Origin of the sequence: Burkholderia sp. MS389 (assembly GCF_016899425.1) — a bacterium.
Lineage (GTDB): Bacteria > Pseudomonadota > Gammaproteobacteria > Burkholderiales > Burkholderiaceae > Burkholderia > Burkholderia sola.
Genome location: NZ_CP045995.1, coordinates 2,693,782 through 2,717,701, shown reverse-complemented (window position 1 = coordinate 2,717,701; position 23,920 = coordinate 2,693,782). Strand labels below are relative to the sequence as shown.

The following is a 23,920-nucleotide window of genomic DNA, read 5'->3' as shown; positions in this document are numbered from 1 at the left end:
CGCGCGGCGCTCCGCCACGCTGGGCGATACGCTTGCCGACACGCGTACGGCGGCGCGAAATCCGCACGCGCCGGCCCGCTGCGCGCTCGCCTACAATAGCGGTTTTACGTCACGCTCTTTCAGGAGAAATCATGTCCGTCATCACGACCGAATCGGGCCTCAAGTACGAAGACCTGACCGAAGGCACCGGCGCGGAAGCGCAAGCCGGCAAGACCGTCAGCGTCCACTACACGGGCTGGCTGACCGATGGTCAGAAATTCGATTCGAGCAAGGATCGTAACGACCCGTTCGCGTTCGTGCTGGGCGGCGGCATGGTCATCAAGGGCTGGGACGAAGGCGTGCAAGGGATGAAGGTCGGCGGCGTGCGTCGCCTGACGATTCCGCCGCAACTCGGCTACGGCCCGCGCGGCGCAGGCGGCGTGATTCCGCCGAACGCGACGCTCGTGTTCGAAGTCGAACTGCTCGACGTCTGACCCCGCATCCGGCCGCTTCCTTCGGATGGAACGCATCGCCTCCCCCGCCATCGCGCTGCGCCGCTACGCCACGTGCGAAGCGTCGGACGTGCACGACTTCCACCAGGTCGTGCTCGGCGTCGATGGCGCGATGGTGATGGCGGTGGACGGGGTCGGCCGGCGCATCGACCGGCACGCGGCCTGGCTGATTCCGGCCGGCGCGCGCCACGACTACGCGGGCCTCGACGACAATCGCCAGCTCGTGATCGACCTGCCCGCCACATCGCTCGCGGTGCCGCAGCGGCTGTTCGACCATGCGCGCGCCGTGTCGATCGCCCCGGCGCTCACGTCGCTCGTCGCGCAGGTCGCGGCCGTCGCCGTGCAGCACGATGCGCCGGCCGGCGACGCACGGCAGGCGGCCGCGCACCGTTTCCAGTGGCAGGCCGCCGCACGCCTGTGCGATGCGCTGCTCGACGATGCCGGCATTGCCGCGCCCGCGTCGGGCCTCGATTTCGCGCGCATCGACCGCTGGCTGCGCGCGCGGCTCGCCGATCCGCTGCGCATCGCCGATCTCGCCGCGCACTGCGGCTACGGGATGCGCCGGTTTCATCAGCTGTTCGTCGACGCGTTCGGCGAAACGCCGCATCGCTACCTGCAGCGGCTGAGGCTCGACGCAGCGGTCGTGCTGCTCGCCGACGGCCGGCATTCGCTCGTCGACATCGCGGGCAGCGTCGGTTTCGCCGATCAAAGCACGTTCACGCATGCGTTCACGAAGCGCTTCGGCGTCGCGCCGGGACGCTGGCGTGGCGGACGGCACTGAACGGCCCAGCGACGCCGGTTTTCCCGCGATAGCGGATGCGGCGCTCGCTCGCGCCGTGGCATTACGGCCGAATGAGCTTCGACAGCCGCTGTCCGTTCCGTGCGAGGCCGTGCCGCGCATGAACGCGCCGCGCGTCCAGCCGATGGTCGCCACGCACCGCGCTCACCGACGCGTCGTGCCCGCTTCGTCACCGATCTTCTTCACGATAGTCTCGGCCGCCTTCACCGGCCGGCCGTCGTCGTGCCGCAGCGCGAGCTTGCGGATCGCGCGCCCGGTGCCGCGGTCGACCAGCACCGAATGCGGCTCGCCGCGCGCGAACAGGTTGACCTCGCCCCACTGCCGCAGCATCACGATGACCGGAAACAGCCCCTCGCCCTTTTTGGTCAGCACGTACTCCTGATACGCGGTGCCGTCGGACGCCGGCACGACGTCGAACACGCCGGCGTCCACCAGCCGCTTCAGCCGGTCGGACAGGATGTTGCTCGCGACGCCGAGGCTCGCGCGGAAATCGCCGAAGCGGCGCACGCCGTCGAACGCATCGCGCACGATCAGCAACGCCCAGCGATCGCCGACGATATCGGTCGCGCGCGCCACCGGGCACGCCGAATCCGCAAGACTTTTCTGCCTGGCCATCTTCCTCTCCACAATTGCGCCGGCGCCTTCGCAGGCATGCCGACCATCCGTGCGCGGGCCTTTGGCCCGTCACCCAACAAGTTGCATTTTAAAACCACTTTCCCTACACTCCAAACAAGTTTCAAATTGCAACTCCATTGCGTGAGGCAACCATGGAGTCATCCTGCCGTTCCGGCACCGTTGCATCGAACGCGCGAACCGACGCGGTCCATCCGGCCGACGGCGGCCGCCTGTCGTCGGCGCGCGTCGCGCTGCTGGCCGTCTGCTGCGCGGCGAGCGTCGCGAACGTCTACTACGCGCAGCCACTGCTCGATTCGATCGCGCGGGATTTCGGCGTGTCGCAGGCCGCCATCGGCGGCGTCGTCACCGCGACGCAGCTCGGCTGCGCGCTCGCGCTGCTGTTCGTCGTGCCGCTCGGCGACTTGCTGAACCGCAAGCGCCTGATCGCCGTGCAGCTTCTGCTGCTGACCGCGGCCTGCATCGGCGTGGCTGCCGCGTCGACACGCGTCGCGCTGCTGGCCGGGATGGTCGCGGTCGGATTGCTCGGCACCGCGATGACGCAAGGGCTGATCGCGTGCGCGGCCGCGCTCGCCGGCGCAGGCGAACGCGGCCGCGTAGTGGGTGCTGCGCAGGGCGGCGTCGTGGTCGGGCTGCTGGCCGCGCGCTCGGTGGCGGGCGTCGTCACCGACATCGCCGGGTGGCGGGCCGTCTATCTCGTATCGGGTGCGCTCGCGATCGCGATGCTCGTCGTGCTGTCGCGGCTGTTGCCGGATCGGCACGCACCGCGCGAACGCATCGGTTACGCGGCGCTGCTGCGCTCGATGGTGTCGCTGCTGCGCGAAGAACGCGTGCTGCGCGTGCGCGGCACGATCGCGCTGCTGATGTTCGCGGCGTTCAGCATCTTCTGGAGCGCGCTCGTGCTGCCGCTGAGCGCGCCGCCGCACGCGATGTCGCACACGCAGATCGGCGCGTTCGGCCTCGTCGGCGCGCTGGGTGCGGCGGCCGCCGCGCGCGCGGGCCGGCTCGCGGATCGCGGGCGCGGCGAAGCGACGACCGGCGCCGCACTCGCGCTGCTCGCGTGCGCGTGGCTGCCGCTCGCATTCGGCACTACGTCGATTGCGCTGCTGATCGTCGGTATCGTGCTGCTCGACGTCGGCGGACAGGCCGTGCACGTCGTCAACCAGAGCATGATTCTCGGCGCGCGGCCGGACGCGCATGCGCGCCTCGTCGGCTGCTACATGCTGTTTTATTCGGCCGGCAGCGGGCTCGGTGCGATCGCGGCGACGATGATGTATGCGCGCGCCGGATGGACAGGCGTGTGCGTGCTCGGCGCGGGGGTGAGCGTGGCCGCGCTCGGCGTATGGGCCGCGACGCTGCGGCGCGCATGATGCGCACCGGTCGTGCGGATGGAATGGGAAAAGCCGGCCCGCCCCAGACGGGCGGCCGGCATGCGAACCGGCCGCGCACGCGCGCCGGTCCGGCTTTCGGTCGCGCTGCGGCTCCGCTGCGCGCCGCGAGCGTTCAGCCTGCCGCCTGAATCGCCTCTTCGTACACGCCAGCCACGCGTCGCGCGATCACCGCGTTGTCGAAATGATCGCGCGCATAGCGCTTGCACGCGACCTCGTCGGGCAACGTGATCGCCCCTGACAGCGCACCGCCGAGCCCTTCGGCAATCGCATCGGCGCCCGTCGACGGCAGCACGAGATCGTTCGACAACCCGGCGACCGCCTCCGGCAGCCCGCCGACCGGCGTCACCAGCACCGGCGTGCCGGATGCCAGCGATTCGACGGTGATCAACCCGAAGCCCTCGAGCGCGACCGTCGGCACGACGCTGACCGTCGCCGCGCGGTACAGCGCCGCGAGATGATGATCGGGCACGAAGCCGAGCAGCTTCACGTTGTCCTGCAGCCCCGCTTCGTCGATGCGCTGCTGCAGTTCCTCGCCGATCTTGCCCTTGCCGGCGATGAGCAGCAGCACGTCCGGGTGACGGCGCTTGACGATGCCGATCGCGTCGATCAGGTCCTCCAGCCCCATGCGCCGCACGAGCCGGCGCACGGCGAGCACGATCGGCCGGTCCTGCGGCAGTTGCAGCTTGTGCCGCGCCTCGGCCGGCGTGAGCGGCGTGTCGAACTGCGCGGTATCGACGCAGCCGGGAATCACGCGCACCCGCGACGGATCGATCCCGTAGCGGTGCGTCAGGATCTGGCCGAACGCCTGCGACAGCACGATCAACCGCGACGAGCGCGTATAGACGGCCTGTTCGAGATAGCGCTTCGCGCGCTGCCCGAGCGACGCGGCGCCCTCGACCTGGCTTTCGTCGGCCCACGGCCCCTGGAAGTGCGACACCTGCGGAATCCCGCGCGTCACGTCGAGGCCCGGGAACGTGTACAGCGCGAAGTGCGACGAAATCACGTCCGGCCGTTCGCTGCGGATCTCGTCGCGCAGCGCGCGCCGCGCGGCGAGCATCCGGCGCGCGAGCGGCTGCGACGCGGGCCCGAAGCCCTGGATCGCGCCGCCCGTGTCGTCGGCGACCTTCGGCGAGCCGGCGACGAGCCCGCGCACCTCGACGCCCGCGCCGGGCAGCGCGCCGACGAGCGAGTAGTACATCCGGTCGAGGCCGCCCGCGCGTTCGGGGAACCAGTGCATGCCGATCTGCAACGATTTGATCGGCCGGGAAGAGTGGGACATCACGGTTGCTCCTGCGTGATTGCATGCTCGACCCGCTCGAACGCGGACGGCTGCGTGGGTTGGCCGATGCGCCGGTAAAGCGCGACGTACTGGGCGCCCATGTGCGCCCAGCCGAAACGGGTCATCAGTTCGCGGGCCGCGTCGCCCATCGCGCGACAGGTGTCGCGCGATGCCGCGAGCGCGCCGATCGCCTGCGCGAGCGCGGCCGGATCGTCCGGATCCTCCAGCACGATCCCGCATTCGCGCGTGATGATTTCCGCGCCGCCCGCCGTGCGCGCGGTGACGACCGGCAGACCGGCCGCCATCGCCTCCAGCAGCGACAGGCTCATCGCTTCGTAGCGCGACGGAAAAACGTACGCGTCGACCGAGCGCATCAGCGTCGGCATGTTCTTCACGAGCCCGAGGAAATGCACGCGCGAATCGATGCCGAGCGCGCGCGCTTCTTCCGGATACGGGCTGCCGGGCAGATAGCCTGCCACCGCCAGATGCACGTTCGCCGGCAGCTTCGTCAGCGCCTTCAGCACGGTGCCGAGGTTCTTGCGCGGCGTGCGCAGGTCGCCGACGAACAGCAGCAGGAACGCGTCGGCCGGCAGCTTGAACGCCGCGCGATCGGCCTGCGCGCCCGCGAACGCGCTGCCGTCGACGCCGTTGTAGATCACGCTGATCTTGCCGCTGTCGATGCCGAGCCCGGCGATCTCGTCGGCCACCTTCTGCGACACCGCCGTGATCGCGCGCGAACGCTTGTACGCCCAGCGCTCGAGCACGGTATTCACACGCGTATAGACGTACTGGTAGGCCGACCACAGCCCCTTGGTGGGTCCGAACGGATAGTACGGACTCTTGAACCAGCCGCCGTGCACGAAGTGCGCGGTATTCACGTCGGCCTTGATCCACGAGATGAAGCCGTTCACGTGCAGCACGTCGTATTCGCCACGGTGCGCGCGCAGCCACGCCGCGCTTTTCAGCGCGAACACCTGCTGCTTGACGAGATTCGACGGCCAGAAGCCGCCGACCTTCACCGGCACCCAGCGCACGCGCGGATCGGCCAGCAACTCGGGCGCGACATGCGACGCGACCAGCGTGACCTCGTAGTGTTCGGCCAGCGCCGCGCGCGCGATTTCGTAATTGACGCGGCCCTGCCCGTCGTTATGTCGCACGACGTGCGTGACGATCGCGATTCTCAATGGTCGCCTCCCCGTGAACGCGCGGCGGCCAGCAGGCGTTGCGCCTTCTGCCAGTGCGCCGCGGCAAGTATCGAAAAAATGGCTGTGAACATCAGCAGGCCGCCGGTGCCGATCAGCGAGTTCGTGAATACGAGCATCGCGAAGGTCGACAGGCACAGGCTCAGGCACGCGCCGACGAACTTGTCCTGGCGCAGCTTGAACGCCGCGCGCAGCGTGCGGCCGAACAGCATCACGACGCCGGCGAGATACAGCAGCGTGCCGGGCCAGCCGAGCACGAACGGCACGTTCATCACGCCGCTGTCGAAGCTGCCGTACTTGCCGAGCTCGCCGCTGTCGCTCGACAGCTTCGTGGACGCGCCGGTCGCGCCCATCCCTTCGCCGGCGACGTCGGTGAACGCCGTCTGCGCGAAGGTCGCGTAGAACTTGTTGCGGTCGTCGTAGCTGCGGTCGTCCTTCAGGTTCGTGATCGACTGCAGGCGCGCGCCGAGCCGGTCGGCCACCGGCCCGACGGTCAAGAGCGGCACGCACAGCCCGACCAGCACGACGCCGCTGATCAGGATCCGCATCCGCACGCGGTTGCTCGATTGCACGAGCTGGATCGCGAGCGCGATCACCCAGCCGCCCCAGGTCGAGCGCACGAGACACAGCGCGAACGACACGAAACCGGCCGCGCCCGCGAACCAGCGGATCTTCTGCGGCGCGACCAGCACGAACACCAGCGCACCCATCATCGCGAACGCGAACGGCCCGGACGAATTCATCGTGCTGAACACGCGCACGCCGTACGGCACCGGCTCACCCTGCGAGCCCATCTGCGAGCCGACCATCCACAGCACGTCCCACTGCGGCATCACGAAGTACTGCACGACGCCGTACACGCCCATCACGAGCATGCCCCACATGAAGGTGGACAGCAGCACGTCGCGATACTCCGGATAGTTGCGCGCGTTCACCATGATGTGAAAGCCGATCAGGATCGGGTACAGCCAGTTCGCGAGGTCGTAGGTTGCGGCCATCACGCCACTCGACACGATCCCGACCAGGTATGCATACACGAGCCCGAACAGGATCAGCAGCACCGGAATCCCGCGTCGCTGCGCGAGCACGCGGTAATGCCTGATGAGCCCCAGGCCGGCGATCATCGTCACCGCGAGCGGCGCGACCTGGATCAGGCTCGTCGGCGTGAACGCGCCCTTGGACCAGTCGGCCAGACGCCGCACTTCCGGGCTCAGGAACCACACCCACCACATGAAGCCGACATAGCGCGCCGGGCTCTTGAAATACAGCCAGATGCCGACCCCGATGGCCAGCACCGGGAACGCGAGCGTCAGCACCTTGCCCTGGTGGATCGCGATCAGCGCGGCGGTCAACGTCCACAGCCCGGCCTGCCCGGCCCAGTGCTTCGGTTCGGCGAACCAGCTGCGGGTGCGCGACGGCGCGCGTTCGGCGGCAATCGTACTCATCGATCCGCGCTCACTGCGACGAAGGGTGCGAATCGGCGAGCGGCATCGCGACGCCGGCCGCCGCGGGCGTGCGGCGCCGGCGCAGCATGTCGCGCGTGATCCGCACGTGCTGCTCGGCGAACGCCTGCGTGGTCAGGTCGCGCTCGCGCAGGCAGGCGGCGGCGGCCCGCGCGCAGTCGAGCGCCGCCGCCGGATCGGCGACGAAGCGATCGGCGGCCTGGCGCATCGCCTGCGCGTCGAACGCCGGCACATAGGCGGCCGTATCGTGCGGGAAGTAGTCGCTCAGGCCGCCCACGTCGGACACGATCATCGGCTTGCCGACGGCCGCCGCCTCGAGCATCACGGTGATGCCCGACGCATGGAAATTCGGCCGCAGCGGCACGACGATCACATCGGCCCACGCGTACAGTTCGTGCTGCTTCGCGAGCCCCGACGCCGGGCCGATCTTCACGTTCGGCGCATGCCATTCGCGCGGCACGCGGCGGCGCGTCGCGAGCCGCACGTCGTAGCGTTCGTCGCCGCCGAACGCGGCGAGGAACGTGCGCCAGTCGCGATCGCGGTCGTTGCCGATCGCGGCGATCCGCAGCGGCCGGTTCGGCTGCCACTGCCGCGGCTCGACCGGCGGGAAATCCTGCGTGTTCAGCCCGTAATAAACGAACTCGGCTTCGCGCCCGAGGATGCGGCGGCACAGGTCGGCGTTGTCGCGGGCGAGCGTGGTCAGCGCGTCGGCGCGCGCGAGCAGCTTGCGGTACAGCCAGCGGCGCGGGCCGCCGAAGCTGCCCCACTTGTCGAACAGCCACACGCTCTGCGCGAGCAGCAGCGGGCGCTTGCCCTGCGCGCCGGCGAGCTTGAGGATCAGCGCGGCGGCCAGATGCTCCTGCTCGGTATGCGTCCAGATCACGTCGGTCGCGAGCAACGTCGCGCGGTTGCGCCACGCATGCACGATATCGAAGCCGAGCGCCGCCTTCAGCGCGCGGCGCGCGACGCTCACGACGCGGTTCTCGCGGCCGTCCTGCGAATAGGTCAGCCGGAATTCGTCGGATTCGGCGTGGTGATAGCCGTACAGGCAGCCGATGTCGTCGCCTTTCCGGTAGGTACGCGGATCGGCGCCGTAGAACAGATGGACGTGAACGTTCGTTGCAGCCTTCGTGGTCATGCGAGCCCTCCGGGCATGGCCGCGCGCGAGGCGCGCAGGCCGTTCAAGACGTCACCGGCGGCATCGCCGCACGATGGGGGGCAAGATCGGTGCGACGCGCATCGCGCGCGCCGCGGCGCACCGCGCGCCAGTGCGCGAGCACGCGGGCACGCCGCGCGGTCGGCAGCGCCAGCAGCACGTGCGCAAAGCCCGGATAGACGCGTGTGCCGACCAGCGTCCACCACCACCACGCGATCTCGCGCCGTACCGGCGGCAGATGCTCCCGCAGCGTCAGTTGCAGGTTGTACGCGCCGTTGCTGATCGCGTTCAGCGACGCCGCATCGCGCCGGTCGTCGTCGAAGCGCTCGGCCGGGAAATGGTCGACCGCGATCGCCGGGTCGTACAGCAGCGTCCAGCCCGAGCGCTGCACCTCCATGCTGAACGCCATGTCGTTGTGCACCTGCGCGCCGGCGCCGCGCAGCCGCGTGTCGAAGCGCAGCCGTTCGATCGCCGCGCGGCGGTAGCTCATGTTCGCGCCTTTGAGCATGTCGACGGCGCGCGCACCGCCGACGCCAAGGTGATGATTGCCGATGATCTTGCCCGACAGCGTGAGCTGGCCAACGAGCTCGCGCGATTCGTCGAGCAAGCGGCCCTTCTCGTGCACCCAGTCGCGCCCGCCGACCGCGCCCACGCGCGGGTCGGACAGGAACGCGGCTTCGATGCGCGCGAGCCAGTCCGCGTGCGGCGCCGCATCGTCGTCGGTGATCGCGACGATGTCGCCGTTCACCGAGTCGAGCCCCTTGTTCAGCGCGGCGACCTGGCCGGCCACCTCGACCGGCACGATGCGTAGCGGCAGCGCGCCGCCGACCGCCGGATCGGCGAGCCGTTCGTGCGTGGCGTCGTCCTCCGGGCGCGCGACGACGATCACCTCGTCGGGCAGCCGCTGCTGCCGCTGCAGCGCCAGCAGGCAGCGCGCGAGGTCGGCGGGACGCCGATAGGTCGGAACGAGCACGGAAATTTTCATCAAGGATTCTCCAGTCGGCCGGTCAGGCGCCGCTCGCGCCGGCCCGGTGTCGTGAAATGCGATCAAGCGCTCAGGTATTCGTGCACGGCCGCATAGCCGCGGCCGTAGCCGCGCGCCTTCGGCGGCACGCCGTTGAAGATCCCGCCTTCCAGGTCGACCCCCGCGGTGCGCAGGCGCTTGATCGCATCGGCGATCTCGCCTTCGGTATGCATGCCCGAGCGCAGCACGAGGAACGTCGAGCCGGCCATGCGGCCGATGATGGTTGCGTCGGTCACCGCCAGCACCGGCGGCGAATCGATCAGCACGACGTCGTAGCGCTTGCCGAGCCCTTCGAGGTATTGCGGCAGGCGCGTCGACATCAGCAGCTCCGACGGATTCGGCGGGCGCGTGCCGGCCGCGATGAACGACAGGCCCTGCACCGGCGTCTCGCGGATCGCTTCCTCGAGCGGCGACTGATCGCTCAGCAGCTCGGACAGGCCCGGCTGCACGGTCAGGCCGAAGTAGCGGTCGAGCATCCCGCGGCGCATGTCGGCGTCGATCAGCAGCACGCGCTTGCCCGAATGCGCGAGCAGCACCGCGAGGTTGACCGTCAGGAAGCTCTTGCCGATGCCCGGCGTCGGGCCGGTCAGCACGATCACGCGGTTCTTCGCATCCATCATCGCGAACTGCATCGCGGTGCGCAGGCTGCGCATGCTTTCGACGCTCAGGTCCTTCGGACGCAGGCTCGCGAGGATCGGCCGCGCACGGCTGCCGCCCTTCTCCGCGGCCGCGTCGAGCTTCACCTGCTCGGCGCTTTGCGGCACCAGCCCGTACAGCGGCAGGTTGAACGTGCGCTCGATGCGGTCGGGATCCTCGATGCCCTGGAACAGGTTGCGACGCAGGAACACGACGCCCGTGCCGAGGATCAGCCCGAGGAACACGGCGGCCGACAGGATCAGCACCTTCTTCGGCTTGACCGGCGCGCCCGGACGCAGCGCCGAGTCGATCAGGTGGATGTTGCCGCCCGTGCCGGCCTTCTGCACCGACAGCTCCTGCACGCGGTTCAGCAGCAGCACGTAGATGTCCTCGGCGACCTTCGCGTCGCGCTGCAGCTGGACGGCCTTCACCTCGGTCGCCGGCAGGCTGCGGAAGCGGTTGCTGAACTTGTCCTTCTCGCCCTGCAGCTCCGCGAGCTGCTGCTTCGCGGCGATCACCATCGGGTGCGAATCGGTGAAGCGCTGCGCGAGCGATGCGAGCTGCAGGCGCTGCGCGGCGATCTGCTGTTCGTATTGCACGCTGCCCTGGAGGTAGACCTTCGCCTCGTCGCTCGCGTTGATCGAACCCGACGTGCGCTGGTATTGCGTGAGCGCGGCTTCCGCGCGTTCGAGGTCGGCCTTCAGGCGCGGCTCCTCGCCCTTCAGGAAGTCGAGCATCTTGGTCGCTTCCGCCTGCTTCGCGACCACGTGCTGGTTCAGGTACGACTGCGCGAGCGCGTTCGCGATCGCGGCGGTCTGGTCCGGGTCCTTGCCTTCCAGCGAAATCTGCACGACGCCCGTCTGCTTGCCCTGCTCGCTCACCTGGATGCCGGCCTGGAAGCCGCTGATCGCGTCGAGATCGTTGTAGCGCACCACCGTGAATTGCGTGCCGGGGCGCGCGACGAGCTTCTGCACGAGCAGCGTCACGCCGCCGCCCTGCGCCGCTTCGCCGACGCGACCGGCCAGCAGCCGCGTGCCGTTCTCGTCGACCAGCGAATAGGTGCCGTTCGGGCCGGCCGTCAGCGTCAGCTTCTTGCCTTCGAGCGCCGGCACGACGCTGATCGAGTCGACGTCGGCGAGCTCGCCGCCCCACGCGTACGATTTCAGGCCGAGCCACGGCCGCGACGGCTCGCCCGGCGTCGCGAGGCGCGCGGCGAGGCTGCCGAGCACCGGCAGCGTCTTCGGCGCGATCGAAAAGTTCAGCTTGAACTGCTCGACGACCGGCGTGACCACGCCGCGGCTCTTGATGATCTCGATTTCCGCGTCGGTCGGCGCCTGCTGCGGGCCGCTGTTGATCGACGCGCCCGTCTGCGTCTGCGTGAGCGCCTGCGACGTGTTGTCGTTGCCCTCGACCCGCACGTGCACGTCCGCCTGGTAGACCGGCTTCGCGATGAAGCAGTAGAGGCCGGCGAGCGCGATGACCGTCACCGCGATGCCGATCAGCAGCCAGATGTCGTCCATGATCACCTGGAGCAACTGGCCGAGAACGAAGTCCTCTTCCTCGGTCTTCGCGGTCAGGTCCGCGTAGGAGTGTTTCGCTTGCGTGTTCACCATTCGTTCCCGCTTGAGTGGTGCCGGGGGGCGGACGCCGCCCCGGCGGGCTATCAGCGCGTGATTTGCCGCATGTAGAAGATCGTCTGGATCGTCGGCAGCACCTGCTGCAGCACACGGTTGAACTGCACCGAGCCGGCCGTGCTGACGTAGACGACGTCGAGCGGCTGAAGCGGGAAGCGGCTCGACAGCATCAGCGCATCGGGCTGCGTCATGTCGAGGCGGAACACTTCGGGCTTCGTCGGGTTGTCGCGCATGCCGCGCATCACGTAGATCTTGCGCGGGTTCGCATCGGTGTCGAGGATCCCGCCGCCCGCGGTCAGCGCGTCGGCGATGGTCAGCCTGCCCTTGAGCATCGGCACCGTGACCGGCGTCTTGACCTCGCCCATGATGAACACGCGGCTGTCGCTGCGATCCGGCACGTTGACGATGTCGCCCGGCTGCAGCATCACGTTCTGCTTCACCTCGCCGCGATCGAGCACGCCGTTCGCGTCGAGCGTGTACAGCTTGCCGTCGCGCGTCAGGCGCACGCGCTGCAGGTCGGCTTCGGCGGTCGAGCCGCCGGAGCGCGAGATCGCGTCGACGAGCGTGAGCGGCACGTCGCTCACCGCGAGCGGGCCCGGCTGCTTCACCTCGCCCGTCACCTGCACCTTCTGGCTGCGGAACGACAGCACGCGCACGTCGAGCTGCGGATTCTTCACGTAGCGCGACAGGCTGGACGCCATCTCGTCGCGGATCTGCGCGACCGTCTTGCCCGCCACGCGAATGCGGCCGACGAACGGGAAGAAGATCGTGCCGTCGGCGGCAACCGTCTGGCCGTACGGATCGGCCTGGCCCGGCAGCGCGGTCGTATACGGCTGCTGCAACGCGCCCGCGACCGATTGCGTCGTGTTGCCGCCGCTCGAGAACGACTGGCCCTGCGGCGTCGTCAGCTCCGGGTGGTCCCACACGGTGACGCCGAGGATGTCCTGCGGGCCGACGCGATACGTGTACTGCGACGGATCGGTATAGCGCCCGGGCGGCAGCGGATGATCGACCTGTGCTTTCTGCAGCTGGTCCATCACCACTTTGGCGTCGATGTAATGAACCGGATAGGTTTCGGCCGCTTCCTGCCGGCCTTCGTCCTTCAGGTTCGACGAGTCGAGGTAGTTGCCGGGCGCGGTTGCACAGGCTGACAGGAAAGTCGTCAGCGCGACGGCAAGCGCCACCGGGCGCATCGGGCGTTTCAGCATAGTTTCTGTAGCCATCCTTGAACCAGACGTTCGATCAGTGAGTAGCTCTCGCGGTAGTCGGCCTCGGGGCCGCCGTGCGGGTCCGCGATCTCGGCCCCTTCCCACTTGCCGAGCAGGTGGACCTTGCCGCGTGCGAACGGATCGACCGCTTCGACGGCCGCGATCTGTCGGCGCTCGCTGACGAGAATCAGGTCGGCGTCGCGCACGATCCGGCGCGACAGCCGCCGCGAGCGATGGGTCGTCGCATCGACGCCCCGCTCGGCCAGCAGTTGCCGCATCACCGGATCGATGCCGTCGCCGTCGTTCGCGTGGACGCCGGCCGAATGAAACGTCGGACGCGGGCCGCCGCGCGACGCGGCGTGCGACTTGAACAGCATTTCCGCCGCCGGGCTGCGGCAGACGTTCGCGTGGCAGACGATCAGGATGTTCCGGAACATGGCGTCTCGTAACGAGTGACGAAAAACGGGTTACGCGCTCGCGCGCGCGGCGCCCGGCACGCGCGCGGCGACGGCCTGGCGCGAGCCCGGCCGGCCGATCGGGTGGTACTCGATGCCCTGCTCGCTCATCGTCTCCGGCTCGTACAGGTTGCGGCCGTCGAAGATCACGGGCGCCTTCCACAGGCGGCCGAGCGCGACGAAGTCGGGGCTCTTGAACGCCTTCCATTCGGTGACGATCACGAGCGCGTCGGCGTCGCGCGCAGCCTGCGCCTCGTCGTCGACGAACGACAGGCGCTCGAGCCAGCTCGGGTGATCGGCGAGATCGAGCGCGAGCACGCGGCGCGCTTCCTGCTGCGCGACCGGGTCGTACGCGGCGACGCGCGCGCCGCGCGACAGCAGCTCGGCGATCAGCTCGCGGCTCGGCGCCTCGCGCATGTCGTCGGTGTTCGGCTTGAAGGCCAGGCCCCACAGCGCGAACGTGCGGCCGCTCAGGTCCTCGCCGAAACGCGCGACGATCTTGTCGGCGAGCACGCGCTTTTGCGTCGCGTTGACCGACGACACGGCCTTCAGGATCTGCAGCGACTGGCCGTGCTCGTCGGCCGTGCGGATCAGCGCCTCGACGTCCTTCGGGAAGCACGAGCCGCCGTAGCCGCAGCCGGCGTACAGGAAGTGGTAGCCGATGCGCGGATCGGAGCCGATCCCGCGGCGCACGGCCTCGATGTCCGCGCCGAAGCGGTCGGCGAGGTTCGCCAGCTCGTTCATGAACGAGATGCGCGTCGCGAGCATCGCGTTCGCCGCGTATTTCGTGAACTCGGCCGAGCGCACGTCCATGTACAGCGTGCGCTCGTGATTGCGGTTGAATGGCGCGTAGAGCTTCTTCATCAGCTCGCGGGCGCGCTCGCCCGGCACGTCGTCGTCGCAGCCGATCACGATGCGGTCCGGCCGCGTGAAATCGTCGACAGCCGCGCCTTCCTTCAGGAATTCCGGATTCGACACGACCGAGAACATCTGGTCGCCGCCGCGCTTCGCGAGCTCCTCGGCAACCGCCGCGCGCACGCGCTCGGCCGTGCCGACCGGCACCGTCGACTTGTCGACGATCACCTTGAAGCCGGTCATGTAGCGGCCGATGTTGCGCGCCGCCGCGAGCACGTATTGCAGGTCGGCCGAGCCGTCCTCGTCGGGCGGCGTGCCGACCGCGATGAACTGCACGTCGCCGTGCGCGACCGCGGCCTCGACGTCGGTCGAGAAGCGCAGGCGGCCGGCCGAGCGGTTGCGCGCGATCACTTCCTTCAGGCCCGGCTCGTGGATCGGCACGCCGCCGTTGTTCAGGATGTCGATCTTTGCCTGGTCGACGTCGAGACAGAACACGTCGTGCCCGATGTCGGCGAGACAGGCGCCGGTGACAAGCCCTACGTAACCGCTGCCGATGATAGTCAGATTCATGATGTGTCGGACCCCTTGACCAATGATTCGAAATTCGGAAAACCCGAATGCCTGTGCGACGCAGCGCGTCGGTGTCAGTACGCGTTGCTGCCGGTGAAGCCTTTCCACAGCGTCAGCACGACGATCTTGATGTCGAGCCAGAACGACCAGTTCTGCATGTAGTACAGGTCGAGCTTCACGCGGCCCATCATCTTCTCGATCTGGTCGGTCTCGCCGCGATAGCCGTTGATCTGCGCCCACCCGGTGATGCCGGGCTTGATCCGGTAGCGGAACATGTAGCCCTTGACCAGATCCTTGTAGATGTCGTCGTGCGCGAGCGCATGCGGGCGCGGGCCGACCACCGACATCTCGCCCTTCAGCACGTTGATGAACTGCGGCAGCTCGTCGAGGCTCGTGCGCCGCAGGAACCGGCCGACCGGCGTCACGCGCGAGTCGTTCTTGGTCGCCTGCGTGACCTGCCCGGCCACTTCCTGGTGCACCTTCATCGAGCGAAACTTGTAGATCTCGAACTCGTGCCCGTCGATGCCCTTGCGCTTCTGCCGAAAGAACACCGGCCCGCGCGAGGTCAGCTTGATCAGCGCCGCGATCAGCACCATCACCGGCGCGAGCGCGGCGAGCGCCGCCAGCGCGAACAGCCGGTCGAACACGAACTTCGGCAGGATCCGCACGTCGGTGATCGGCGACGCCGCGAGGTTGATCGCCGGCACGCCGAGCACCTCGACCACTTCCTGGTTGAAGAACGACAGCGTGCGCACGTCCGGGATGAAGCGGATGTTCACGAAGTCGTGGCGGAACACCGTCACGATCTGGTGAATCCGGCGCTCCTCCGTGATCGGCAGCGTGAGCCACAGCTCGCTGATCGCGCGGCTGCGCACCAGCCACACCAGCGATTCGAACTGCCGCTCGATGCGCACGTCGTCGAGCGCGACTTCGCCCGGCGCCTCGCTTTCGTCGTACACGCACACCGGGTTGAAGCCGGCTTCCGGCCGCGCCCGCATCTGCGCGATCAGCCGCCGCGCCGCCGGCGTGCCGCCGACGATCGCGACCGCCTTCAGGTTGTAGCCGCCGCGGCGCAACTGCCGCAGCACGACGTGCACGCAGGTCTTCGAGCCGGCGAGCAGCGCCATCGTCACGAGCGCCCAGTAGCCGAGCCACAGCCGCGACAGATCGCCCGACTGGTGAAAACTGAAACTCATCAGGATGCCCGCGAGCTCGACCGCGAGCCACGCGAACGCCACGCGCACCACCAGCCCGACGAGACGCTTGCCGCGCCACGACTGGTAGATGCCGATGGCCGGAAAGAACACGACGACCAGCAGGCAGTCGAACAGCACCGTCGTGCGCTGCAGGTCGCTGAGCCCGATGCTGCCGTCGTGCAGCGCAGCCGCGATCAGCGCGCCCGTCACGACCATCGCGATATCGATGACTCTCGCCAGCACGCTCAACATGTCTGTTTCCTCTTCTTTGAACAGGCGTTTGCCGAACAGCGCCTTGCGCGACCCGTGCCGCACATTCGATTCAAACGTTGCATGACGCTATTGAAGCGACAAGAAAATTCATCCTCAAGCGCACAAGTATTTCGAAAAATAATCGGAAATTCTTGCCGCGATCTTTTTTAATTAAATCGGCAGGATTTCCCGAATCGGGCTCGATCGGGGATTTTTTCTGAATCTTTACGCTTTCCGCTCGCCCTTTGCGGGCGGGCGCGGCAGGCTGGCGCCGGGAATTATTTTTTATTTTTTTATTTGCGGCCAGTGCTACCGCGGAAAGTTCTTCCAGATGACGGCTCGGCGGATATCCGGCATTGGGTCCGGTTTTATTGTCGATTTACTTCATGCTACAACGACAGGCACTGACTTCAACCGTGGAGAGTGTCATCATGAATGCTCCGGCAGTGGTCGCCGAAACGCGCCATTCTTCTTCCGCCGCCCCCATCGTCGGCACGCCCGCCGTCGGTACCCGCCTCGCCGTGCAGCCCGTGATTCTCGCCGGCGGTTCCGGCACGCGCCTGTGGCCGATGTCGCGCGAGCGCTTTCCGAAACAGCTGATCGGCCTGCTCGGCGATCATTCGCTGCTGCAGTCCACCGCACTGCGCCTCGACGGCCTGATCGCCGATCACCCGCTGAACGACGACGTGCTGATCGTGTGCGGCGAGGATCACCGCTTCACGACCGCCGAACAGTTGCGCCTGACGGCCAAGCACGCGACCATCATGCTCGAGCCGCTCGGCCGCGACACCGCGCCCGCGCTGACGCTCGCCGCGTTGCGGCTCGTCGCCGGCGGCAACGACGCGGTGATGACCGTGATGCCCGCCGACCATGCGGTCGCGGACGTGCCGCGCTTTCACGCGGCCGTCGCGGCCGGCGTGCACTGCGCGGCGCAAGGCAAGATCGCGACGATGGGCATCGTGCCGAAGCACGCGGAAACCGGCTACGGCTATATCCGCGTCGGCGCGCCGCTCGGCGACGCCGGCACGGGCGGCCTCGACGTACGCCGCCTCGACCGTTTCGTCGAGAAGCCGCATCTCGAACTCGCGCAGCAGTACGTCGCGTCGGGCGAATACTGGTGGAACAGCGGGATCTTCATCGTGCGCGCGTCGGTCTGGCTCAAGGCGATCCGGCAGCTCGAACCCGAGATCTACGCGGCCTGCGAACAGGCGGTCGCACAGGGCAAGGAAGACGGCGATTTCTTCCGCGTCGATCGCGATGCGTTCGCCGCGTCGCCGTCGAACTCGATCGACTACGCGGTGATGGAACCGCTCGCGAGCCTGCCGCAACTGTGCGAAAGCGTCGTCGTGCCGCTCGACGCAGGCTGGTCGGACGTCGGCTCGTGGGACGCGATCTGGCAGATCTCGCCGAAGGACGACGCCGGGAACGTCGGCCGCGGGCACGTGTTGTTCGAAGGCGCCGACTCGACGTTCGCGCATTCGGAAAGCCGGCTCGTCGCGTGCGTCGGCACGCAAAACCTGGTCGTCGTCGAAACGCCCGACGCCGTGCTCGTCGCGGATAAATCGCGCGTGCAGGACGTGAAGAAGATCGTCGGGCACATCAAGGCGCGACAAGGCACCGAAGCGACCGATCACCGCAAGGTGCATCGTCCGTGGGGCCACTACGACTCGGTCGACACGGGCGAGCGCTTCCAGGTGAAACGCATCGTCGTGAAGCCGGGCGCGCAACTGTCGCTGCAGATGCACCACCACCGCGCCGAACACTGGATCGTCGTGCGCGGCACCGCGCGCATCACGCGCGGCGACGAAACGTTCCTGCTGTCCGAAAACGAATCGACGTACATTCCGCTCGGCGTGTCGCACCGCCTGGAAAACCCGGGCAAGATGCCGCTCGAGCTGATCGAAGTGCAATCAGGGGCGTATCTCGGCGAGGACGACATCGTCCGCTTCGACGATACCTACGGCCGGCAGTAACGCGTCATGCAACACAGGGCGCCGCTTCGCGCGGCGCCCTAAGCAGACATGGAGACACGAGACTTCCGCGCGGGCGTCGTGGCACACGACGGCCCGCGCGTGACACGGCAACGGCGATCAGCCCACGCGGTACGCGTACTCGCGACGCTCCGCCTGCACGGGATCGTTGCGGCTTTCCGACAACGCGCCCGCGCGACGCTCGGCGATGAAGCGCTTGATGTCCGATTCCGCGCGCGCCAGCGCCGACAAGCCGGCCAGCACTTCGCCCTGCGGCTCGCGCGCCGGTGCGTCGCTCGCACCGTGGCGATCGATCCACTGGCGCGCCCAGTCGAGCGCGTACTGCTCGGCCGCCTCGGCGTCGGTGAAGCGCGGGCCGATCAGGCCCGAGCGTTCGACCCGACGGTCGTCCTGCGAGATCTCGGCCCACGCGCGATACATCAGGTTCTGCACGGGCTGCGCGATGCCGCTGATCGTATAGCCGCGATACTCGTCGACCTGCGGCTCGGCCGCGGCGAAGCTCGCGGCCGACGCCCGCGCATGCCGCAACTCCGCGGCCGGCGCACCGGGCACGGTAAACGACACGTCGGCGCGGCCGTCCATCGGGTCGTCCGCCATCGCGCTCAGCGACGCACCCTCGCCCTGCCAAACGTTTGCCTGCGCGCCTGGCAATTGCCACGACTCGGGGTTCTGCCAGAACACGCCGCGCAGACGGTCGTTGTCGGGCGCGGGCTCCGCGCGGCGGGCCGGCACGACGGCCTCCGGCGGCGGCGGAATATACGCGAACGTGCGCCCGCTGAACTGGGTCAGCACGTCGATCATCTTCAGCAGCGTGCCGTTCGCGAGCCACTCCTCGTAGCGACGGCGGCACGTCGGCCCGGACGGATAGCGGCCGGGCAGCTTGGACCAGGCTTCGCCGGTCGTCAGGATCCAGAGCACCGCGTTCGCGACGACGCGCGGTTCGGCACGTGGACGCCCACGACGGTTCAGCCTGATGGGTTCATCGGCGATCAGCGCTGAAAGGCGAAACCACTCTTCATCGTTAAGCTCATCGAAGAACATAGTCAATCTCTCCACGCAGCCAGGCCGGGGCTGCGATTGGCGGCGCCGTCACGACACATCGCGTCGCGGGGCGGCCAGGTTGCACATTATGGTTATCCGGCGTTGTGCATACCGGGCGACACCGCACTTTCACGGTGCCGCGATTCCCGGCAATGGCGCACAAATCGCGGTCTCACTCCAATGTGGGAATTTTTGTGCACGAAGCATACCATCCTCAGGGTTTATCTCAATATGACAATGACTTAATGTTACGCACTGAAACAACCTGCCATCGGCGAGCAATCCATTTACGCTTGAATTTTTTTGCGGGATCTTTATGCCGATGGCTGCAAAGGCCCGTCTGGCGGGGCTCCGCAGCGTCTGAAGAATGCGCTGAAACGGCAGTTTCCGCCTGCTCCGACCCTAGCCGGCAAGCTCTTCCGGAAGGGTTACGGGGAATCGGTAAATCAGGGAAAAATTCGTAACAAGTTATTCACGAATCGGTAAATCATTCAATTTGACCTGAATCAAATTATCTCGATGCACAATCTTTTTATTGTTTCGCTGCGAGGAATGAAAATACGCTGACGCGGCGCGCCCACTCTGTCCCCGCATGCAAATCCGTCACGCTTGTTACATTTTCGCCGCAACCGGCAAGCGGCCGCGCCGCAGGGCTGCGACGCGGCTGTTTCGGGTCCGAACGGAAAGGGGGAAGCCGGCTTGCGCGGCTCGCGACGACGGCGGCGCTAGCGCAGATCGCCTGCCAGCGACGCGGTCACGTCCGCGTCGATGCGCTGCGCGGGCATCGTGTAGGCCGGATGATCGCAGCCGATCGACAGCGCCGCCCCGCCCTTGAGCGCCGCGCGCATCGGCGCATCGAACTCGAAGCGGACGAAGTGCACGGCCGACGTCTTCTCCGCGTTGTCGCGCTCGAGATCCTCGTCGGCGATCGCGTAGACGCTCGCGTGCCCGTCGACCCGCAGGTACACGCGATCCTCGACACCGATCAGCCGCGCGAGCGCCGCGCGCCGTTCGATCTCGTGCTCGTACTCGATCTGCATCGTCGCCTTCAGGTTGGTGCCGTCGGGCACCAGCGGCAGATACGCTTCCAGTTCCCCTTCGATGCCGGCTTCGTCGAAGATCTTCTCGATATGCAGCATCTCGTGGATCTGATAACGGATCGTCGTCTCGTCCTCGAACAGAAAACGCAGGTGGTTGCCGAGCGCCACCGCGCGGCGGCGCTTGTACGCGACGAGTCGCGCGTGTTCGGCCTTGCGGATCTTCGCGTACGCTTCGAGCGTCAGCAGGGAGTCGCGGGTCAGCGTCATCAGTTGCTCCGAGAAACCCCGTCCTTCAGGACGGGGAGGAAAGGCGTGCTGTTGACAGGCAGCTTCTTCCACGGGTTAGGATCACCGGCATGATCCTTGTCTACCGCTACCGGGTGAAATCGCTCAACGGACTGCTCAACAAGCAGAGCCGTGCGGTGAACTACGTCTGGAACTTCTGCAACGACACGCAGAAGCACGCGCTCAAGTGGAGCAAGAAGTGGCCTACAGGATTCGACCTGAACGTGCTGACAACCGGCAGCAGCAAGGAACTCGGTATTCACTCCGGCACGATCAACGCAACATGCGAGCAATATGCGAAGTCGGGCAGCCAGCACCGTCGGCCCTACCTGCGCTATCGCGGCAGGAAATCGCTGGGCTGGGTGCCGCTGAAGGGCCGCGACCTGAAGCGCGAAGGCGACGCGTTTCGCTTTGCCGGCAATACTTTTCGGGTGTTTAACAGTCGACCGCTTCCCGAAGGCAAGATCAAGGATGGGACCAACTTTGCACAGGATGCGCGCGGCAACTGGTTTCTCAACATCGTGATCGAGATGCCGGATGTTCAGGCTCGTCCGATCCGTTCTGGTGTCGGCATCGATCTCGGCCTGAAAGACTTCGCCACACTTTCGACCGGCGAGAAACTGCCCAATGACCAGTTCGGTCGACGCGCGGCGGAAAAGCTGGCGAAAGCGCAGCGAGCACGAAAGCACAAGCGACATATCGCGAAGCTGCACGCCAAGGTCGCGAATGCGCGTGCCGACTTCCAGCATAAGCTCGCGCTCGATCTGGTGCGGCGTTTCGATTACATCGCGGTCGGCAACGTGTCGGCAACCAAACTCGCCAGGACCAGGATGGCGAAAAGCGTCTACGACGCGTCCTGGTCGTCCTTCCGAAACAAGCTCCGTTACAAAGCGATGGCGCACGGGGCCACGTTCGAGGAAGTCGACGAAAGCGGTTCGACCCAGTCCTGTTCGGCGTGCGGATCGAAAGACAGCACGACGCGGCCGAAAGGTATCGCGGGACTGCGAATAAGAGAGTGGGCCTGCAGTGACTGTGGTGCCGAGCATGATCGAGATACCAACGCTGCGTTGAACATTCTCCGATGCGGACGTGCATCGCCAGGTGTGGGAATCCTTCCCTTTAGGGAGAGGAGGACGTCAAGGGTGTCCTCGTGATGGCCGGCCGCCGCTCAGATGCCGTACGCGCGCCGCAGCAGCGTCAGCGGATGCGCGAGCGGCGCCGGCGGCAGCCCGTTCTCGTCGATGCCCTGCACGATGTGATGGCCGGCGAGCGCGCAGTCGGACGACACGACGTCCGGCCGCGGCTCGGCCATCGCCTTGAACACCGGCGTGCCGATCCGCATCGCGTCCGCATGAAATTCCTTCTTCACGCCGAACGTGCCCGCGTGGCCCGAGCAACGCTCGACGACGGTCACGCGCGTATCGGGCACGAGCGACAGCGCATCGGCCGTCTTGCGGCCGATGTTCTGCACGCGCGCATGGCACGGCACGTGATACGACACACTGCCGAGGCCGGTCTTGAAATCGGTCTTCAGCAGCCCGTCGCGATGGCGCGCGATCACGTATTCGAACGGGTCCCAGAACGCGTCGGCCACCGCGCGCACGGCCGGGTCGGCGGGAAACATCAGCGGCAGCTCGCTCTTGTACATCAGCACGCAGCTCGGGATCGCGCCGATCAGCGCATAGCCTTCACGTGCGTAGCGTTCGAGCACCGGGATGTTCACCGCCTGCTTCGCGGCGACGCCGGCGAGGTTGCCTTGCTCCAGCAGCGGCATCCCGCAGCACGCTTCGCGCGTGACGAGTTCGTACGGGATCTCGTTGTGCGCGAGGATCGCGAGCAGGTCGTGGCCGATCCCCGGCTCGTTGAAATTCACGTAGCACGTCGCGTAGATCGCGACCTTGCCGGGCGTGCGTTCGCCGTCGCGCACGGGCGGGTTCGCCGAGCGCTCGGCTGCGCGCCGGAACGTGCGCGGCGCGAACTCCGGCAGCCACGCATGGCGATCGACGCCGAGCGCCGCTTCGAGCGCGTGCCGCGCGGGCGGCGTGCGGTTCACCGCGTTGATCGTCTGCGTGACGACCGGAATGCCGGCGAAATGGCCGAGCGCATCGGTATTCGACAGCACCTTGTCGCGCAGCGTCGCTTCGCCGCGCTTGTAACGCGCGGCCTTGCCGCGCAACATCAGGTGCGGGAAGTCGACGTTCCATGCATGCGGCGGCACGTACGGGCATTTCGTCATGTAGCAGAGGTCGCACAGATAGCACTGGTCGACGACCTTGCCGAATGCTTCCTTCGGCACGTCCTCGACGTCGCCCATCGGCGTGTCGTCGACCAGGTCGAACAGCGCCGGAAACGCGCCGCACAGCGACACGCAGCGCCGGCAGCCGGCGCAGATGTCGAATACGCGGGTCATTTCCGCATCGATCTCGGCCTGGTCGTAGAACGCTTCGGACTGCCAGTCGAGCGGATGCCGGGTCGGCGCTTCGAGACTGCCTTCCTTGTGGGGCATGGGGCGCTCCCGCATGGCGCGCATGTGCGCAAGCGCACCGCCCGCACGATGCGGGCGGCGATGAACGAACAGCCGGCCGCGTGCCGGTCGCACGGCGATGCCGGGCGGCCCGCGGCGGCCCGTCAGTCGACGAGACTGTCCAGCGCCTTCGTGTAGCGGTTCGCGTGGCTGCGTTCGGCCTTCGCGAGCGTCTCGAACCAGTTCGCGATTTCGTCGAACCCCTCGTCGCGCGCGGTTTTCGCCATGCCCGGATACATGTCGGTGTATTCGTGCGTTTCGCCAGCGATCGCCGATTCGAGATTCAGCCGCGACGAACCGAACGGCAGGCCCGTGGCCGGATCGCCGACGGTTTCCAGGTATTCGAGATGGCCGTGCGCATGACCGGTTTCGCCTTCGGCGGTCGAGCGGAACAGCGCGGCGACGTCGTTCTGCCCCTCGACGTCGGCCTTCGACGCGAAATACAGATAGCGCCGATTCGCCTGCGATTCGCCCGCGAATGCGGCCTTCAGGTTCTCTTCGGTCTTGCTGCCCTTGAGTTGAGCCATTTGCGCCTCCGTTCGAGTCGGCGCGGCCGCGTGCGACGCCGGGCCGATCAGATATGTGGGGAACGATGCGTGCGCCGGGCGCGCGTCGTGCTCTTCAATCTAGGCGCTCGCGTTCGCATCCCCCAATAGGCTTTTTCAATGCGGGCGATAGTGTCGGGGGGCGGTGTGCGGCGGATGGCGGGAAGACGGGCGCCATGCGGTGCGCGGGAGCGGACGGGACGGGACGGGACGGGACGGGACGGGACGGCGGGTAGTGTGCGGTGCGCGG

20 protein-coding genes are annotated in these 23,920 nt (G+C 67.5%); 5 read left to right on the top strand and 15 right to left on the bottom strand.

Features of this window, described 5'->3' with window-relative positions:
• Positions 1-131 precede the first annotated feature (131 nt).
• Together GJG85_RS28525 and GJG85_RS28520 are read left to right on the top strand one after the other, a co-directional pair.
• Positions 132-473, top strand: coding sequence for an FKBP-type peptidyl-prolyl cis-trans isomerase (locus GJG85_RS28525; RefSeq protein WP_006479474.1), 342 nt, complete (start codon positions 132-134; stop codon positions 471-473).
• A gap of 25 nt (positions 474-498) precedes the next feature.
• On the top strand, positions 499-1,272 hold the full coding sequence (locus GJG85_RS28520) for an AraC family transcriptional regulator (protein WP_050017963.1): 774 nt from the start codon (positions 499-501) through the stop codon (positions 1,270-1,272).
• Positions 1,273-1,434: 162 nt separating this feature from the next.
• Here the strand turns inward: GJG85_RS28520 and GJG85_RS28515 are convergent, their stop codons facing one another.
• Complete coding sequence (locus GJG85_RS28515) at positions 1,435-1,905, bottom strand: helix-turn-helix domain-containing protein (protein ID WP_050017962.1); 471 nt, start codon at positions 1,903-1,905, stop codon at positions 1,435-1,437.
• 152 nt (positions 1,906-2,057) lie between these two features.
• Here GJG85_RS28515 and GJG85_RS28510 point away from each other — a divergent pair, with 152 nt between their 5' ends.
• Complete coding sequence (locus GJG85_RS28510; RefSeq protein WP_050017961.1) at positions 2,058-3,293, top strand: MFS transporter; 1,236 nt, start codon at positions 2,058-2,060, stop codon at positions 3,291-3,293.
• Positions 3,294-3,426: 133 nt separating this feature from the next.
• Here GJG85_RS28510 and GJG85_RS28505 read toward each other — a convergent pair whose 3' ends face one another.
• The 10 genes from GJG85_RS28505 to GJG85_RS28460 all read right to left on the bottom strand — a co-directional run bounded on the left by GJG85_RS28505 (position 3,427) and on the right by GJG85_RS28460 (position 16,244).
• Positions 3,427-4,593 (bottom strand): glycosyltransferase family 4 protein, encoded by a 1,167-nt coding sequence (locus tag GJG85_RS28505; RefSeq protein WP_050017960.1) that lies wholly within the window; start codon positions 4,591-4,593, stop codon positions 3,427-3,429.
• The gene (locus tag GJG85_RS28500; protein ID WP_050017959.1) at positions 4,593-5,777 is read right to left on the bottom strand and encodes a glycosyltransferase family 4 protein; all 1,185 of its coding nucleotides are present in this window, start codon (positions 5,775-5,777) and stop codon (positions 4,593-4,595) included. Before GJG85_RS28500 ends, GJG85_RS28505 begins: the two co-directional genes overlap by 1 nt.
• On the bottom strand, positions 5,774-7,240 hold the full coding sequence (locus tag GJG85_RS28495) for a glucose-6-phosphate isomerase (RefSeq protein ID WP_050017958.1): 1,467 nt from the start codon (positions 7,238-7,240) through the stop codon (positions 5,774-5,776). The genes GJG85_RS28500 and GJG85_RS28495 overlap by 4 nt, the downstream gene beginning before the upstream one ends.
• 10 nt (positions 7,241-7,250) lie before the next feature.
• Positions 7,251-8,396 (bottom strand): glycosyltransferase family 4 protein, encoded by a 1,146-nt coding sequence (locus tag GJG85_RS28490; RefSeq protein WP_124553956.1) that lies wholly within the window; start codon positions 8,394-8,396, stop codon positions 7,251-7,253.
• A 43-nt stretch (positions 8,397-8,439) separates the two neighbouring features.
• On the bottom strand, positions 8,440-9,399 hold the full coding sequence (locus GJG85_RS28485; protein WP_050017956.1) for a glycosyltransferase family 2 protein: 960 nt from the start codon (positions 9,397-9,399) through the stop codon (positions 8,440-8,442).
• A 62-nt stretch (positions 9,400-9,461) separates the two neighbouring features.
• Positions 9,462-11,687 carry a polysaccharide biosynthesis tyrosine autokinase gene (locus tag GJG85_RS28480; protein ID WP_050017955.1) on the bottom strand — a complete coding sequence of 742 codons (2,226 nt, stop codon included), beginning with the start codon at positions 11,685-11,687 and terminating at the stop codon, positions 9,462-9,464.
• Positions 11,688-11,737: 50 nt separating this feature from the next.
• Positions 11,738-12,916, bottom strand: a complete 1,179-nt coding sequence (locus tag GJG85_RS28475) for a polysaccharide biosynthesis/export family protein (RefSeq protein ID WP_050017954.1) — start codon at positions 12,914-12,916, stop codon at positions 11,738-11,740.
• Positions 12,910-13,353, bottom strand: a complete 444-nt coding sequence (locus GJG85_RS28470; RefSeq protein WP_006482944.1) for a low molecular weight protein-tyrosine-phosphatase — start codon at positions 13,351-13,353, stop codon at positions 12,910-12,912. Before GJG85_RS28470 ends, GJG85_RS28475 begins: the two co-directional genes overlap by 7 nt.
• A gap of 30 nt (positions 13,354-13,383) precedes the next feature.
• The gene (locus GJG85_RS28465) at positions 13,384-14,796 is read right to left on the bottom strand and encodes a UDP-glucose/GDP-mannose dehydrogenase family protein (protein WP_050017953.1); all 1,413 of its coding nucleotides are present in this window, start codon (positions 14,794-14,796) and stop codon (positions 13,384-13,386) included.
• Positions 14,797-14,870: 74 nt separating this feature from the next.
• Complete coding sequence (locus GJG85_RS28460) at positions 14,871-16,244, bottom strand: undecaprenyl-phosphate glucose phosphotransferase (protein ID WP_050017977.1); 1,374 nt, start codon at positions 16,242-16,244, stop codon at positions 14,871-14,873.
• A 431-nt stretch (positions 16,245-16,675) separates the two neighbouring features.
• Here GJG85_RS28460 and GJG85_RS28455 point away from each other — a divergent pair, with 431 nt between their 5' ends.
• Positions 16,676-18,217 carry a mannose-1-phosphate guanylyltransferase/mannose-6-phosphate isomerase gene (locus GJG85_RS28455; RefSeq protein ID WP_050017952.1) on the top strand — a complete coding sequence of 514 codons (1,542 nt, stop codon included), beginning with the start codon at positions 16,676-16,678 and terminating at the stop codon, positions 18,215-18,217.
• Between the two features lie 117 nt (positions 18,218-18,334).
• On the opposite strand, the gene GJG85_RS28450 is transcribed toward GJG85_RS28455, so the two are convergent.
• Both GJG85_RS28450 and GJG85_RS28445 read right to left on the bottom strand, forming a co-directional pair.
• Positions 18,335-19,276, bottom strand: a complete 942-nt coding sequence (locus tag GJG85_RS28450; RefSeq protein ID WP_050017951.1) for a transposase — start codon at positions 19,274-19,276, stop codon at positions 18,335-18,337.
• 725 nt (positions 19,277-20,001) lie between these two features.
• Positions 20,002-20,583, bottom strand: a complete 582-nt coding sequence (locus tag GJG85_RS28445; protein WP_050017950.1) for a DUF3501 family protein — start codon at positions 20,581-20,583, stop codon at positions 20,002-20,004.
• Positions 20,584-20,672: 89 nt separating this feature from the next.
• On the opposite strand from GJG85_RS28445, the gene GJG85_RS28440 reads away from it, so the two are divergent.
• Positions 20,673-21,755 (top strand): RNA-guided endonuclease TnpB family protein, encoded by a 1,083-nt coding sequence (locus tag GJG85_RS28440; protein ID WP_060733609.1) that lies wholly within the window; start codon positions 20,673-20,675, stop codon positions 21,753-21,755.
• Between the two features lie 14 nt (positions 21,756-21,769).
• On the opposite strand, the gene GJG85_RS28435 is transcribed toward GJG85_RS28440, so the two are convergent.
• The gene (locus GJG85_RS28435) at positions 21,770-23,107 is read right to left on the bottom strand and encodes a heterodisulfide reductase-related iron-sulfur binding cluster (protein ID WP_050017361.1); all 1,338 of its coding nucleotides are present in this window, start codon (positions 23,105-23,107) and stop codon (positions 21,770-21,772) included.
• 122 nt (positions 23,108-23,229) lie between these two features.
• The gene (locus GJG85_RS28430) at positions 23,230-23,652 is read right to left on the bottom strand and encodes a rubrerythrin family protein (protein ID WP_006479492.1); all 423 of its coding nucleotides are present in this window, start codon (positions 23,650-23,652) and stop codon (positions 23,230-23,232) included.
• Positions 23,653-23,920: the final 268 nt, after the last annotated feature.